Origin of the sequence: Halobacterium hubeiense, assembly GCF_001488575.1 — an archaeon.
GTDB classification, from domain to species: domain Archaea; phylum Halobacteriota; class Halobacteria; order Halobacteriales; family Halobacteriaceae; genus Halobacterium; species Halobacterium hubeiense.
Genome location: NZ_LN831302.1, coordinates 68,410 through 81,687, shown reverse-complemented (window position 1 = coordinate 81,687; position 13,278 = coordinate 68,410). Strand labels below are relative to the sequence as shown.

The following is a 13,278-nucleotide window of genomic DNA, read 5'->3' as shown; positions in this document are numbered from 1 at the left end:
AGAGCCGCGACACAGCCCGGGACGGGAACCTTTATTGCCGCGCCACCGCTCCGCTGACGTATGCGCGTCGAGCTCGCGGTAGTACGTGTGTAAGCCCTCTTCTCGTCACGACTCGCACACGCAGACACGCGGCCGCGGCCGACGACCCACCCAGCTATGACGAACATTCCGGACAGCTACGACCCCGACCGCATCGAATCCGAGTGGCAAAGCGACTGGCAGGACTCCGACGTCTACGAGTTCGACCCCAGCGACGCCGACACCGAGTACATCATCGACACGCCGCCGCCGTACCCCACGGGGAACCTCCACCTCGGGCACGCGCTCGGCTGGTCGTACATCGACTTCACCGCGCGCTTCCACCGCCTGCAGGGCGACGCCGTCCTCTTCCCGCAGGGCTGGGACTGCCACGGCCTCCCGACCGAGGTCAAAGTCGAGGAGAACCACGACATCCACCGCACGGACGTCTCCCGCGAGGAGTTCCGGGAGATGTGCGTCGAGCACACCGAGGCCCGCATCACCGAGATGAAGCAGACGATGACCGAGATGGGGTTCTCCCAGGACTGGTCGGCGGAGTTCCGCACGATGGACCCCGAGTACTGGGGGCAGACCCAGTCGTCGTTCGTCGAGATGGCCGACGACGACATGGTCTACCGCGACGAACACCCCGTCAACTGGTGCCCGCGCTGCGAGACCGCCATCGCGGACGCCGAGGTCGAGAACGTCGACCGCGAGGGCACCCTCTACTACGTCACGTTCGAGGGCGTCGGCAACGACGACATCGAAATCGCGACCACGCGCCCGGAGCTGCTGGCCGCCTGCGTCGGGATGGCCGTCGACCCCGAGGACGAGCGCTTCGAGGGCCGCGTCGGCGACACGTTCGAGGTCCCGCTGTTCGGCCAGGAGGTCGAACTGCTCGCCGACGACGAGGTCGACCCCGAGTTCGGGTCCGGCGCCGTCATGATCTGTACGTTCGGGGACAAGCAGGACGTCGACTGGTGGGCCGAGTACGACCTCGACCTCCGGTCGGTGTTCACCGAGGACGGCCACCTCTCCGAGGAGGCCGCCGAGTTCGCGGGCCTGACCATCGACGAGGCCAAGACCGAAATCGCGGACGCGCTCGACGACGAGGGCTACCTCAACGACAGCGAGCCCACCGAGCAGAGCGTCGGCGCGTGCTGGCGCTGCGACACGCCCATCGAGATTCTCTCCAAGGAGCAGTGGTTCGTCGAGGTCGACCAGGACCTGATTCTGGAGAAGGCCGAGGACGTCGAGTGGATTCCCGAGCACATGCACGACCGCCTCGTCGACTGGGCGGAGGGCATGGAGTGGGACTGGGTCATCTCCCGCCAGCGCGTGTTCGCGACGCCCATCCCCGCGTGGGAGTGCGCTGACTGCGGGCACTGGCACATCGCGGAAGACGCGGAGACGCCCGTGGACCCCACGGAGGAAGACCCCGCCGTCGGCGCCTGCCCCGAGTGCGGCAGCCACGACTGGCGCGGCGAGACCGACGTCATGGACACGTGGATGGACTCGTCGATTACGCCGCTGCACATCTCCGGGTGGCCCGAGGACATCGACCTCGAGGAGTTCGAGCCGGTCGGCCTGCGGCCGCAGGGCCACGACATCATCCGCACGTGGGCGTTCTACACGCTGCTGCGGACGGGCGCGCTCACCGACGAGGCGCCCTGGGAGGACATCCTCGTCAACGGCATGGTGTTCGGCGACGACGGCAACAAGATGTCCAAGTCCCGCGGGAACGTGGTCGCGCCCGACGAGGCCATCGAGGAGTACTCCGCGGACGCCGTCCGGCAGGCGCTCGCGCTCGGCGGCCAGCCCGGCAGCGACGTCCAGTTCCAGTGGAAGGAGGTCAAGTCCGCCTCCCGCTTCCTGACGAAGCTCTGGAACATCGTGAAGTTCGCGGGCGGGCACTTCGACGAGGACACGCCCGACGTCGCCGACCCCGCGTACCGCGACGCCGACCGCTGGATTCTCTCGGAACTCACGCGCGTCGCCGACGAGGTCGAAGCCGAGATGGAGGCGTATCGGTTCGACGCGGCGCTCCGTCGCCTCCGCGAGTTCGCGTGGGAGGACCTCGCCGACGACTACGTCGAACTCGTCAAGGGCCGGCTGTACAACGGCCGCCCCGGCGAGCGCGCCGCCGCCGAGAAGACCCTCTACACCGCGGTCACCGCGGTCGTCCGGATGCTGTCGCCGTTCAGCCCGCACGTCACCGAGGAAATCTGGACCCACCTCCCCGGAACCGAGGGCAGCGTCCACAACGCGACGTGGCCCGACGTCGACATGCTCGACGAGGACGCCGAGGTCGCCGGCGAGTACATCGCCGAGACCGCGAGCGAAGTCCGCGCGTGGAAGTCCGAGAACCACATCCCGCTGAACGAGTCGCTGGACCGCGTCGAGCTCTACTTCGACGCCGGCAACGACGCGAGCCTCGACACGTACGACCTCAGCGAGACCGTCAACGCCCCCATCAAGCTCGTGGAGGGGCGCCCGGACATCGAACTCGTCCCCGTCGAGGCCGACGCCGACGACTCGAAGGTCGGCCCCGAGTTCCGCAGCGAGGCCGGCGCGGTCATGCAGGCGGTCGAAGACGCCGACCCCGCCGAGATTCAGGCCCAGATGCACTCCGGGGACACCGTCACCGTCGAGGCCGACGGAGAGACGTACGAACTCGACGCCGACTGGCTGACTGTCGAGGAGGAGTACCGCGCCCAGTCCGGCGAGGAGGTCGCGGTCGTCGAGACCTCCTTCGGCACCGTCCTCGTCTACGAGTAGGACGGCCACTACCTTCTACTGGCGCGCGGGCGACTCCGCGAGCATGGTCGACCTGACAGCACCACGAATCGAGGACGTCGTGCGCCTGCCCGAGGACGCGTTCCTCGACCAGGTCGCGGAGACGATGCACGCCGAAGACGTCGGCAGCGTCGTCGTCACCGGCGACACGACCGACCTCGCGGGCATCGTCACCGACCGCGACCTCGCGCTCGCGCTCCGCGACGGCATCGACCCCGAGCAGACGACCGTGGACGAGGTGATGACGCCCGACCCCGTCACGGCCGAGCAGGGCGCGGAAATCTTCGAGGTCGTGGAGACGATGCGCGAGGAGGACGTCCGCCGGCTCCCGCTCGTGGACGAGGCGGGCGACGTCGTCCGGCTGGTGAGCCTCGACGACGCGCTCGTGTTGCTCGGCGAGGAGATGGCCGACGTCGCCGAACTCGTCGAGACACAGGTGTAACCCCCGGCGCCGTCCGGAACCCGACTGCTTTTTCGCCGCCGTCCGCGAGAGAGGGGTATGGACCCCCGCATCGAGGAACACGCGGAAGTGCTGGTGGACTGGAGCGCGCGCGTCGAGGAGGGCGACGACGTCGTATTGAGCGTCGGCCCGGACGCCCACGAGCTCGCAGTCGCCGTCGCGGAGAAGGTCGGCGAGCGCGGCGCGAATCTCGTCACGACGTACGCGTCGAGCGAACTCGGCCGGGCGTACGCGCTCGCTCACGAGGACGACTTCGACGAGAACCCCGAGTACGAACTCGCGCTCTACGAGAACGCCGACGTGGTACTCTCCATCGGTGGCGGCCGCAATACCAGTGAAGGCTCGGACATCCCCGCCGAGACGCGCCGCGCACAGTCGAAAGCCCGGCAGGGCATCCGCGAGGCCCGGATGGACACGGACTGGGTGTCGACGGTCCACCCGACGCGGTCGCTCGCCCAGCAGGCGAACATGTCCTTCGAGGAGTACCGGGAGTTCGCGTACGACGCCATCCTCCGCGACTGGGAGGAACTGGCCGACCAGATGGCGAACATGAAGGAGATTCTCGACGCGGGCAGCGAGGTCCGGCTCGTCAAGGAGGACACCGACCTCACGATGTCAATCGAGAACCGGACTGCCGTGAACTCCGCGGCGTCGGTCGCGTACGACTCGCACAATCTCCCGTCGGGCGAGGTGTTCACCGCGCCCCACGCCACCGAGGGCGAGGTGTTCTTCGACGTCCCGATGACGATTCGCGGCGAGCGCGTGCAGGACGTCCACCTCACGTTCGAGGACGGCGAGGTCGTCGACTACAGCGCCGCCCAGAACGAGAGCGTCGTCGGCGAGATTCTGGACACCGATGAGGGCGCGCGCCGCCTCGGCGAGCTCGGCATCGGGATGAACCGCGGCATCGACCAGTTCACCGACTCCATCCTCTTCGACGAGAAGATGGGCGACACCGTCCACCTCGCGGTCGGCCGCGCCTACGACTCCAACTACCCCGAGGGCTACGAGGACGAGGCCAACGAGTCGGCCGTCCACGTGGACATGATTACGGACGTCAGCGAGGACTCGTTCATGGAAGTCGACGGCGAGGTCGTCCAGCGCAACGGGACGTTCCGGTGGGAAGACGGGTTCGACGGATAGCGTGGTCCGGAACGAACGGAGTGAGTGAGAACCACGAGGAGCCGAACGGCGAACAGAGTGAGCCGTGAGGACGCGGTCCGGTTCTCGGGAAATTCGAACGGGCGAGCAGGCCACGGCGTTTATCCCTCACCGGCGTGTCAATGTTTAGAGAGACACAATGTCGATACTCAACTCCGTCGGCGAACTCGTCGGCAGCGTCATCGCGGTCGCGTTGCTGCTCGCGCTCGCGGTAATCAGCTTCTTCGTGACCATCTTCATCGTCGACGCGGGCGCGAGCCTCGCCGGGCTCAGTCCGGGCGACGACTTCGTCACACTCGCGGCAGCGGTGTTGACCGCGGGCGCCATCGTCGGCGGCGCGTCCCCGCTGACGGCGATTGCCGGCGCAGAGAACGCGTAACGCTTCGCGCTACTTTTCGCGTTTTCAGCCCGTGAACCGTTCGTAGGGCGGACTTACCGCGGTCTTAGACTTCTGTATCGTGATGTCTCCACGCCGGTAGCGGTTGCTGTGGCGGTCTTTTTAGCGTCCTGCCGAACGCGGTACGGCAGGGCTCGGAAGAGCTCGCTCTCCCGGTGTAGATTTTTGCGGGGTCGCGCAGCGACCCCGCAAAAAGGTACGAGCTGGAGGGGAGTAAGCCCCCTTCTGTTCGGCCTGGCATTCGGCTGAGCGTCCACGCGGCCCCTTGCGGGCGTGTCGGGCTACCTTGCGCGCGTGGACTTGCACCGGCGGGGATTAGCCGTTCCATCGGTCCCCTCCCGTCTGGCTCGCGGCTGACGCCGCGCACCTGTAACGTGACCGACGTTCGTCGGTCACGCTCGCTCACGGCTTGCGCCGTTCGCGTGTAACGCGGCGAAGCCGCGCTTCCCTCGGCGGGTTAGCTTCCTCCCCTCGCGGGTCGGGTCGCGCGCCTCATCGGTTCGAGAGGGACGTGTCGTCTCTGTTCCAGTGCCGACGGTCTCCCGTCCCGGATTTGCATCCGGCCGCCTGCCCGAACGGGTGGGGGGACTTTCCTCATGCCTCGCGGCACGGGAGCCAGGCTCCCTCTGCTCGCCCGTTCTAGGAGTGCCGCGGCGTTAAGGGGTTCGGTTGCCCGGGCCGTCGGAGCGAGCGTCGACGACCACCCTGCAGTATTCAACCTTGTGGCCGCCGGAATTATGCAGATTCGTTGTAAGATAAGCAACCACTACGCTCGAGTCCGACTCACGTTCCGCGATTCGGCCGTCCTACGCAGCCGATGAGAAGTCCGCCGGGGTCCTCGCGCGTGAGGGGAAGAGTTCAAGTTAATCCTTGCCATATACAAACTCGTATGGCCGAGGCCCAGTCAGTAGTACTTTCCTTCGAGGACGGCGCCCGGACAGTCGAACTAGCACGCGAATCCGTCGAGGCGTTCGTCCGGAACGGCCAGCGCGAGCAGCCCGGAAGCATGCGGGATGCCTTCTACAACCGAACGAGCGCGTTCGTTCGACTGGAGTCCACCCACGGCCGCGGCCGGCTCCGGGGCTGCGCGGGCGCCCAGAAGTCCGCCCGCGACCTCGGGAGCCGCGACCAGCAGCTCGGGCACGCCATCGTCGAGGCGTCCATCAAGGCCGCCTCCGACGCCTCGTGTGGCTCGGAGGTCGAGGCCGCGGAGCTGCCGAACCTCCGCGTCTCCGTCTGCACGGTGTCGAATCTCGTCCTCACGGACGACCCCGTCGAGGACATCGAGCTCGGCGTTCACGGCGTCGCCATCGACGGCGACGGCCAGCACGGCTGGATGTATCCGACGCTGCCCGTCGAGAACGACTGGAGCGTCTTCGAGTACCTCGACCGCACCTGCCGGAAGGCGGGCCTCCCGAACGGCGCGTGGGAGGACGACGACGTGATGGTCACGCTCTTCGAGGGCCAGGTCTTCCGAGAGACCGGCGAGGACGCCGAGGAGCCCGTCGAAGAGCTCACCGCGTAGAACGGATTCCTTACTCCGCGCGCTCCCTGAAGCCGACACGCTCGGCGTCGTCGAGCGCGCGGTCGGCGGCGTCCTCGATGCTGAAGGTTCGGACGAGTTCGCCGTCCCGAATCAGCGGGTCAAGCAGCGACGTGCCGTCCGTCGGGCCGGGCCGGGCGGCGAGGCCGACGTGGTGGCCGCCGTCGCGCGTGCGGTAGACGTCTTTCTTCCCGGAGAGCTTCCCGCGCTTGGCCGCGGGCTCGCCCTCGACTTCGACGATGTCGAGCGCGAAGTCTACGGGGTCGGCGTTCGAGACGTGACTCCCGACGCCGAAGCCGTCCGCGACGTCGCGGAGATTGCGGAGTTCCGTCGGGCCGAGGCCCCCGCTGAGGAAGATGTCGACGTCCCGGCGGTCGCGGGCGTCCAGCTCCCAGCGAATCTCGCGGACGATGTGCCGGAAGTCGCCGCGCCGCGACCCCGTGGTGTCGAGGCGGACGCTGTCGAGGTCGTCGCCGAGTTCGTCGATGGCGCGCAGGACTTCGTCTTTCTCGTCGCTGTACGTGTCACAGAGCGCGACCCGCGGCACGGACTCGTCGACCGCGTCGTCGTACGCGCGCCACGCCGCCTCCTGGTTGCCGCGCCCGAAGCAGATGAGGAGGGCGTGGGGCATCGTCCCGCCGGCCTCGCGGCCGATGACGTCGCCGGCGGCGAGGTGGGAGAAGCCGTCGAGGCCGCCGACGAGCGCGGAGCGCTCGACCATCGCCGCAATCGAGGGGTGGACGTGGCGCGCGCCGAAGCTCAGCACTTGGGAGTCCGGTGCGGCGCGGCGAGCTTCGAGGGCGGCGGTCGCGACGCCGGAGGCGTGCGAGAGAAAGCCCAGTAGGGAGGTCTCGTAGCGCGCGAAGTCGCGGTAGTCGCCCTCGATGCGGAGGACGGGACCGCCGTCGAACAGCGACCCCTCCGGCATCGCGTCCACGTCGATGGGGAGGCCTTCGAGGAGGTGGGCGGCGTCCTTGACGCCCGCGAGCAGTTCGAACTCCCCGGTCGGGAACTGGTCGGCGGTGACCTCCGCGACCACGCGGGGGTTCTTCCCGGCGAACTCCAGGGTCGTCTCGGTGCGCTCGAAGTACGCGTCGGTCGCGCGCCCGCTCTCGATGGCCTCGGGCGGGACGACGTCGAAGCTCACGCGACCACCCGGCGAGTAGCCTGCATGCCCTCGGGTACACTCGCCCCGGCGAAAAAGCCTCGCCTCCCTACCGCGAGTGGACGTCCCCGAGGTCGTCGGGCGTCGGCGCGTTCACGATGGTGACCTCGTCCCCGGAGCGCGTGACGCGGAACGCGTCCGCGAACTCGCTCTCGTTCTCGGGGATGCGCCAGACGCCGTCCGAGCGCTCTTGGGCCCCCCAGTACTGGAGGAGCTGGCGGTACGTCTGCGCGAACTCGCGGGCGTCACCGCTGGAGTCGAACGCGAGCCGCCACGTGTACGCGGTGTCGTCGCCGTTCTCGTACACCCAGAGCTGCTCGCCGTCCCAGCCCGCGACGGGCTGGGTGGCGTAGTCGAACGGCGAGGACAGGTCAATGTTGCCGTTCGCGTCGAAGTCTAGGGGGTTCAACACGGCGCTCTGTGGATGGCGATTCTGCTCGTAGTACGTGTAGCCGAACATCGCGGTGAGGCCGCCGACGCCGACCTCGCCGTAGGGCGCGCGGCCGCCCGGCGTCACGCGCTCCCAGTCGTCGCTGGAGCGGTCGGGAAGCGAGACGTCCGTGGGCTGGTCGCTCCCGTACTTCTCGGGCTGGGCGACCTGCTCGGAGGACGCCGGCGGGTCGTCGTAGACGTCCACGACCGCGTCCCAGCCGCCGGCGTCGTGAACGTGCTCGACGAACGCCGACCCCGCGCTGTACGGGAAGTACGACATAGTGTAAATGCCGCGGTGAATGTCACTACTACCGCCACCGCCGCCGGACGCCTCGGGCGTCGCGCACTCCCACTCGACGCCGCAACGCTCGCTGTACTGGCTGTCGAGGAAGCTCGCTTCGCCCTCGATGAGGCCGTTGTGGGCGTTCGACTGGTCGCGGGTCGCCGACGAGAAGTTCGCGTTGAAGTTCCGGAACTGCAGGGCGTGCATCAGCTCGTGGCCGAGCGTGTTCTCGTCGATGGTCGGCGTCTCGGACTCGGAGATGACGACGATGCGGTCGTCGCGGGGCGTGTAGAACCCGAGGACGTTCGACCCGCGGTTGGAGTCCTGGACGGCAAGCGAGTCGTTTTGCTCGCCGACGAGGAACAGCGCCTCGAATTTCACGTTGTCGAACGTCTCCATGGCGTCGCTGGCGTTCCCGGAGCCGGCGTACTCCTCGCGGTACGTCGACCGCGAGATGACGTCCACGGACACCGGCTTCTGGAACTCGATGCCGCGGAGCTGCTCGACACGCGCCATCGAGCGGTTGACGACCATCTCGCGTTCGGTCTCGTTGAGGCCGTCACCGACAGTGACCGGGAGGGACTCGTTGTGCCAGTAGCCGCCCTCCCAGCCGAGCGCGTCGCCGGCGGGGTCGGCGTAGTCGAAGTCGCTCGTCGCGGGCGCAGTCGTGGTCTCCGCGGGGTCGCCGCCAGTCACCGCGGGGGACTGACAGCCCGCGAGCACGACCAGCGCGACGAACGCCACGGCGAGAATGCGGCGTGTCATTACACGCCGTTCGGACCGGACGGGGTAAAACGCTACGCACAGTCACACCGCCCGTAGTCGGACCGAACGGCTTAGTGGCTCGGCGTCGAGCCCTCGCGCATGGAGTTCGACGCCGAACGCACCGCTGTCGTCGTCGTGGACGTGCAGAACGGCTTCTGCCACCCCGAGGGGAGCCTGTACGCGCCCGCCAGCGAGGACGTTATCGACCCCGTCACCTCGCTCGTCGCCCGGGCGCGGGAGGCGGGCGCGAGCGTCGTCTACACGCGGGACGTCCACCCGCCCGAGCAGTTCGAGGACACCCACTACTACGACGAGTTCGAGCGCTGGGGCGAGCACGTCGTCGAGGGGACGTGGGACGCCCAACTGCACGACCGCCTCGACATCCGCGACGACGACTACGTCGTGGAGAAACACACCTACGACGCGTTCTACCAGACCGGCCTCGACGGCCACCTCGACGCGCACGGCATCGACGACCTGCTGGTCTGCGGGACGCTGGCGAACGTCTGCGTGCTCCACACCGCGGGGAGCGCGGGCCTGCGGGACTACCGGCCGGTGCTCGTCGAGGACGCCATCGGCTACATCGAGGAGGAGCACCGCGAGTACGCCCTCGACCACGCCGACTGGCTGTTCGGGGAGGTCGTCGACCGCGACGGCGTGGCGTTCGCGTAGCGGTCAGTGGAGGCTGCCGGATTCGGTTGGGGTCTTCCGGACGATGTAGAGCGCGCCGACGAGCACGGCGAGCAGGATTGCGAACCCGGCGGACGTCAGCAGCGCTTCCTGTGCGGCGTGGTCGTCGGGGTGGAAGCTGATGACCCGTCGGGTGACCGCGATGATGCCGGTGATGATGACGATGCGGACGACGCTCTCCTCGCGGGTGTACGCGACGACCGTCTGGTAGATTTCCACGATGATGAACAGCAGGAGGACGGTGTCGATGAGCGCGATGACCTCGCTGGTCTGCGTGATGGCGCCCGTGCGCACGAGGTCGAAGATGGTCAGCCCGAGGTCGAAGACGCCGACGGCGAACAGGAGGACGAGCACGTACGCGGCGACGATTTCGACCGACTGGATGAGCCGCTCGGTGATTCGTACGTGGTCGTCGACGTCCATGCGACGGGGTACAGCCGGGGCGCTATTAAGCGCGTGGGCGGGACTCGGCGGCGAGCGCGCTACTCGACCGAAACAGCGACGCTGTCACCGACCACGAAGTCGTGGCCGGGCGCGACCAGTTTGACGCCGAGGCGGTCGGTGCCGAACCACAGCGAGAGCCCGCGAATCGGCTTGTCGTTCGCAGTCACGGTGACGTCTCGCCACGCGACGGTGCGGTCGTCCGCGACGCCACCAGCGTGCGTCCCGAGGAACGAAACCGAATCGTCGATGCCGCTCGGTCCGAAGACGCCGCCGCCATCGTAGTGCGGGAATCCGCCGTCGAGTACGCGGCCGTCGTCGGTAGCGATGCCCGCGAGCGCGTCGCCCGGCGCGGGGTGCTTGGGCGCGTCAAGCAGCGCGTACGTCTCCCCGGTTTCGACGACCTCGCCCGTGCCGTCCCACGGGACGGCTTCGACTGGAGCGCCGAGGGTCAGCGAGAGCGACCCCGAGGCGCGCACCGGGTCGGCGTCGCGCTCGCGGAACCCGAGGTGGACGTGGTTGTCGACCCACGGCGCGAAGAAGCCCGAACGCACCAGCCGCCCGAGGTCGTCCCCGACTGCGACAGTATCCCCAGATTCGACGGCGGGTGCGACGTGGAGGACGCGTGCGAGGTAGTCGCCCGTGTCGACAACGATGAGGTGGTCGTGGTCGGCGGCGTACGGCTTCGACGGACAGCGGACGGTCCGCGTCTCCACGACGTCGCCTGCGATGGGGCTCGGGGCGCGGCCCGCGGCGTCGTCGGGGTACAAGTCCACCGCACAGCCGGCGTCGTGGGCGGGGTACGGCGAGTTGTAGAGGGACGCCCGCGGGTAGCGCGCGAGCACGTCGCCGTCCAGCGTGACCATACCCGCCAGTCGGACCGTGAGGATTTACCGCCGTCGGTCGAAGTGGCGGGTATGCGCGTGCTCCGCGGGCGAGCCGAGGACCGGGACGCCGACCGCGCGGCGACCCGCGACCTCCTCGACTCCGTCGCCGAGAATCGCGAGTCGGCGGTTCGCGTGTGGGCGCCGGGCCGTCAGCTCGCGTTCGGCCGCCGGGACGCCAACAGCGACGGCTACGAGGCGGCTCGGGCCGCCGCCCGCGAGCACGGCTTTCGGCCGGTCGAGCGCGGCGTCGGCGGTCGCGCGGTCGCGTACACCGACTCGACGCTGGCGTTCGCGCGAATCACGCCGGTCGAGGGCGTCCGCACGGGCCTCCAAGAGCGCTACGACGCGATGGTCGCGGACGTACTCGACGCGCTCGCGGCGGTCGGCGTGGACGCCGAGGAGGGCGAACCACCGGAGTCGTTCTGCCCGGGCGACCACTCCGTCTCCGCGGACGGGAAGCTCGCGGGCATCGCCCAGCGCGTGAAGAAGGACGCCGCGCTCACGTCGGGCGTGCTCGTCGTGGACGACCGCGACGAAATCGCCGACGCGCTCGCGGCCGTCTACCCGAAACTGGGGGTGCCGTTCGACCCGAAATCGGTGGGGAGCGTCGCGGCCGCAGGCGGCGAGGCGGAACGCGTCAGAGACGAACTGGAGGCCGCGCTCGTCGGCGATGCAGACATCGACGTAGAACGGCTTTAGGGACTTCGGCCACAGTACCAGCGATTACACAGCCGGCCCCCTGGCGGATTGAAAGGGCGAGGCGCGGTCGCCGAACCCCGGCGACGTAAGCACTGCAGCGAGTGAGCGACGCGAACGAGCGAAGCGCGCAGCGAGCCGCGGGAGGCGACCGTGCCGAGGGCTTTCTAATAGACATCGGCGGGAACGTACAGAAGATCTAGTCGCGTCCGGAGGACTTACGCGCCGGCCGTTCACACTCACAGTATGCGAGTAATCCGGAACGCGACGCTCCCCGACGGACTGGAGCGGGACGTCCGCATCACGGACGGCCGCATCGACGCGGTGGGCGAGGACCTCGACGGGGAGACGCTGGTGGACGCCACGGGGAAGCGCTTGCTCCCGGGGATGATTGACGCACACGTGCACTTCCGCCAGCCGGGGTACGGGCACAAGGAGACGTGGGCGACGGGGTCGCGGAGCGCGGCGGCGGGCGGGGTCACGACCGTCGTGGACCAGCCGAACACGGAGCCGCCGACGGTGACGGGGGCGGCGTTCGACGAGAAGGCCGAGTACGCGGCCGACTCGCTCGTGGACTGGGGTATCAACGGCGGCGTCACCGCCGAGTGGGAGCGCGAGACGCTGTTCGACCGGCCGCTGTTCGCGCTCGGGGAGGTGTTCCTGGCGGACTCGACGGGCGACATGGGCATCGACGCCGAGTTGTTCGCGGACGCCTGTCGCCGGGCCGCAGAGGAGGACGTGGTCGTGACGGTCCACGCCGAGGACGCGGAGCTGTTCGACGAGTCGGCCCGGGAGCGCGACGACGCGGACGCGTGGAGCGCGTACCGCACGGCCGAGGCCGAGGAGGCGGCCGTCGAACGCGCGGTCGGCGTCGGCGGGAACGTCGGCGCGACGGTTCACGTCGCGCACACGTCCACGCCGGAGGGCGTGGACGCGGCGCGCGCGGGCGGCGCGACCTGCGAGGTGACGCCCCACCACCTCTTCCTCTCGCGCGAGGAGCTCGACGACCTCGGGACGTTCGGGCGGATGAACCCGCCGCTGCGCAGCGAGGCGCGCCGCGAGGCGCTGTTCGAGCGGCTCGCGGACGGCGAGGTGGACGTGGTGGCGACCGACCACGCGCCCCACACGCGCGAGGAGAAGGACGCGAGCATCTGGGACGCGCCCTCGGGCGTACCGGGCGTCGAGACGGCGCTGCCGCTGCTGCTGCAGGCCGCCAGCGAGGGACGCCTGAGCTTCGAGCGCGTGCGGGACGTGACGGCCGCCAATCCCGCCGAGATTTTCGACCTGCCGCGGAAGGGCCGCATCGAGGCGGGACGGGACGCCGACCTCGTGCTCGTTGACCCCGAGGAATCCCGGGAAATCCGCGGCGACGACCTCCACTCGAACTGCGGGTGGACGCCGTTCGAGGGGATGGCGGGCGTGTTCCCGGAGTTGACGCTGGTGCGCGGGACGGTCGTCTGGGACGGCGAGGCGTTCGCCGACCACGGCGGCGAGAACGTCCGCGCGTAGTCGCCAGCAGGGCTTAGTGGCGGGGCGGCGACCAC

At 69.1% G+C, this 13,278-nt stretch carries 12 protein-coding genes and 1 other RNA gene; 8 read left to right on the top strand and 5 right to left on the bottom strand.

Features of this window, described 5'->3' with window-relative positions:
• The first annotated feature begins 156 nt into the window (after positions 1 to 156).
• From HHUB_RS00395 to HHUB_RS00380, 4 genes are all read left to right on the top strand, one after another.
• Positions 157 to 2,796, top strand: a complete 2,640-nt coding sequence (locus tag HHUB_RS00395; protein ID WP_059055180.1) for a valine--tRNA ligase — start codon at positions 157 to 159, stop codon at positions 2,794 to 2,796.
• Positions 2,797 to 2,839: 43 nt separating this feature from the next.
• Positions 2,840 to 3,256, top strand: a complete 417-nt coding sequence (locus tag HHUB_RS00390) for a CBS domain-containing protein (protein ID WP_059055178.1) — start codon at positions 2,840 to 2,842, stop codon at positions 3,254 to 3,256.
• A 57-nt stretch (positions 3,257 to 3,313) separates the two neighbouring features.
• On the top strand, positions 3,314 to 4,417 hold the full coding sequence (locus HHUB_RS00385; RefSeq protein ID WP_059055176.1) for an aminopeptidase: 1,104 nt from the start codon (positions 3,314 to 3,316) through the stop codon (positions 4,415 to 4,417).
• Positions 4,418 to 4,574: 157 nt separating this feature from the next.
• Positions 4,575 to 4,814, top strand: coding sequence for a hypothetical protein (locus HHUB_RS00380; protein WP_059055174.1), 240 nt, complete (start codon positions 4,575 to 4,577; stop codon positions 4,812 to 4,814).
• Between the two features lie 219 nt (positions 4,815 to 5,033).
• Here the strand turns inward: HHUB_RS00380 and rnpB are convergent.
• Positions 5,034 to 5,463: RNase P RNA component (gene rnpB, locus HHUB_RS13200), an RNA gene on the bottom strand.
• A 258-nt stretch (positions 5,464 to 5,721) separates the two neighbouring features.
• Here rnpB and HHUB_RS00375 point away from each other — a divergent pair.
• Entirely contained in the window at positions 5,722 to 6,357 is a 636-nt protein-coding gene (locus HHUB_RS00375; RefSeq protein WP_059055171.1) for a TIGR00296 family protein, read from the top strand.
• A 10-nt stretch (positions 6,358 to 6,367) separates the two neighbouring features.
• Here HHUB_RS00375 and HHUB_RS00370 read toward each other — a convergent pair whose 3' ends face one another.
• Positions 6,368 to 7,522: a nicotinate phosphoribosyltransferase gene (locus HHUB_RS00370; RefSeq protein ID WP_059055169.1), complete on the bottom strand. Its 1,155-nt coding sequence runs from the start codon at positions 7,520 to 7,522 to the stop codon at positions 6,368 to 6,370.
• Between the two features lie 67 nt (positions 7,523 to 7,589).
• Complete coding sequence (locus tag HHUB_RS00365) at positions 7,590 to 9,020, bottom strand: Hvo_1808 family surface protein (protein ID WP_059055167.1); 1,431 nt, start codon at positions 9,018 to 9,020, stop codon at positions 7,590 to 7,592.
• 99 nt (positions 9,021 to 9,119) lie between these two features.
• On the opposite strand from HHUB_RS00365, the gene HHUB_RS00360 reads away from it, so the two are divergent.
• The gene (locus tag HHUB_RS00360; protein WP_059055166.1) at positions 9,120 to 9,692 is read left to right on the top strand and encodes a cysteine hydrolase family protein; all 573 of its coding nucleotides are present in this window, start codon (positions 9,120 to 9,122) and stop codon (positions 9,690 to 9,692) included.
• Between the two features lie 3 nt (positions 9,693 to 9,695).
• Here HHUB_RS00360 and HHUB_RS00355 read toward each other — a convergent pair whose 3' ends face one another.
• Both HHUB_RS00355 and HHUB_RS00350 read right to left on the bottom strand, forming a co-directional pair.
• Positions 9,696 to 10,133 carry a phosphate-starvation-inducible PsiE family protein gene (locus HHUB_RS00355; RefSeq protein WP_059055164.1) on the bottom strand — a complete coding sequence of 146 codons (438 nt, stop codon included), beginning with the start codon at positions 10,131 to 10,133 and terminating at the stop codon, positions 9,696 to 9,698.
• 59 nt (positions 10,134 to 10,192) lie between these two features.
• Positions 10,193 to 11,017: a hypothetical protein gene (locus HHUB_RS00350; protein WP_059055162.1), complete on the bottom strand. Its 825-nt coding sequence runs from the start codon at positions 11,015 to 11,017 to the stop codon at positions 10,193 to 10,195.
• Positions 11,018 to 11,068: 51 nt separating this feature from the next.
• Between HHUB_RS00350 and HHUB_RS00345 the strand changes: the two genes are divergently transcribed.
• Positions 11,069 to 11,737: a lipoate--protein ligase family protein gene (locus HHUB_RS00345; protein ID WP_059055160.1), complete on the top strand. Its 669-nt coding sequence runs from the start codon at positions 11,069 to 11,071 to the stop codon at positions 11,735 to 11,737.
• A 243-nt stretch (positions 11,738 to 11,980) separates the two neighbouring features.
• Positions 11,981 to 13,243, top strand: coding sequence for a dihydroorotase (locus HHUB_RS00340; RefSeq protein WP_059055159.1), 1,263 nt, complete (start codon positions 11,981 to 11,983; stop codon positions 13,241 to 13,243).
• The last annotated feature ends 35 nt before the right edge of the window (positions 13,244 to 13,278 follow it).

Coding starts and splice junctions, on each gene's coding strand:
- HHUB_RS00395 (WP_059055180.1), top strand. CDS start 157: ATGACGAACATTCCGGACAGCTACGACCCCGACCGCATCGAATCCGAG.
- HHUB_RS00390 (WP_059055178.1), top strand. CDS start 2,840: ATGGTCGACCTGACAGCACCACGAATCGAGGACGTCGTGCGCCTGCCC.
- HHUB_RS00385 (WP_059055176.1), top strand. CDS start 3,314: ATGGACCCCCGCATCGAGGAACACGCGGAAGTGCTGGTGGACTGGAGC.
- HHUB_RS00380 (WP_059055174.1), top strand. CDS start 4,575: ATGTCGATACTCAACTCCGTCGGCGAACTCGTCGGCAGCGTCATCGCG.
- HHUB_RS00375 (WP_059055171.1), top strand. CDS start 5,722: ATGGCCGAGGCCCAGTCAGTAGTACTTTCCTTCGAGGACGGCGCCCGG.
- HHUB_RS00365 (WP_059055167.1), bottom strand. CDS start 9,020: ATGACACGCCGCATTCTCGCCGTGGCGTTCGTCGCGCTGGTCGTGCTC.
- HHUB_RS00360 (WP_059055166.1), top strand. CDS start 9,120: ATGGAGTTCGACGCCGAACGCACCGCTGTCGTCGTCGTGGACGTGCAG.
- HHUB_RS00355 (WP_059055164.1), bottom strand. CDS start 10,133: ATGGACGTCGACGACCACGTACGAATCACCGAGCGGCTCATCCAGTCG.
- HHUB_RS00350 (WP_059055162.1), bottom strand. CDS start 11,017: ATGGTCACGCTGGACGGCGACGTGCTCGCGCGCTACCCGCGGGCGTCC.
- HHUB_RS00345 (WP_059055160.1), top strand. CDS start 11,069: ATGCGCGTGCTCCGCGGGCGAGCCGAGGACCGGGACGCCGACCGCGCG.
- HHUB_RS00340 (WP_059055159.1), top strand. CDS start 11,981: ATGCGAGTAATCCGGAACGCGACGCTCCCCGACGGACTGGAGCGGGAC.